The 614-nt window shown below is 32.4% G+C and carries 1 protein-coding gene; it reads left to right on the forward strand.

All coding sequences use genetic code 11. From position 1 onward, the window contains the following. Window positions 1-23 precede the first annotated feature (23 nt). On the forward strand, window positions 24-254 hold the full coding sequence (locus WFK35_RS22980) for a DUF6266 family protein (protein WP_336734977.1): 231 nt from the start codon (window positions 24-26) through the stop codon (window positions 252-254). The last annotated feature ends 360 nt before the right edge of the window (window positions 255-614 follow it).

The following is a 614-nucleotide window of genomic DNA, read 5'->3' on the forward strand; positions in this document are numbered from 1 at the left end:
GTTAACCAATAAAAATGCACAAAATGGCACGAATAACAAAAGGAATCCTTGGAGGATTTTCAGGAAAAGTAGGAACGATTGTTGGCGCAAACTGGCGCGGACAGGACATTATCAGAAGCATTCCCAAGCCAAGCTCGAAACAGCCCACCAATAAACAGCTTCTGCAGCAGACCAGATTCAGCATGGTGATCAGCTTTCTGCAGCCGCTCAAAAATATTCAGACAAAAATACGCCCGTTCATTTATCTAAAATAAAATGGTCGGGATATATAAAGGACTAGGGAATGGTATAAAGCTTTGATATTTTCTTAAACTTCCAAAATTCTTTTGTAATTTGCTTATAAGTTGTTTGCTCGCTGTAAATTTTGTTAATGAAACAATTTTTTGATTACCAGTATATTAAGTAAACTTATTTTTAAACATATTACACAAATTGTATGAACAGTATGAATATAGATAGTTTTATTCCTCTTTTAACAATGGGGGCTATTTTAATAATGGCTTTATTTGTTTCTGGATACAACTATCATACAAAAGATTTAGCAGTAAAAAGTTACCGAAATTATTTATGGTGCCTTTTTTTTTATATTTTATTTAAAGAAATCATCTTAACTC

It is taken from the genome of Chryseobacterium sp. VD8, from assembly GCF_037149975.1.
GTDB classification, from domain to species: domain Bacteria; phylum Bacteroidota; class Bacteroidia; order Flavobacteriales; family Weeksellaceae; genus Chryseobacterium; species Chryseobacterium indicum.

Excerpts from the sequence above, each read along its gene's own strand:
- WFK35_RS22980 (WP_336734977.1), top strand. The coding sequence starts at position 24 with ATGGCACGAATAACAAAAGGAATCCTTGGAGGATTTTCAGGAAAAGTA.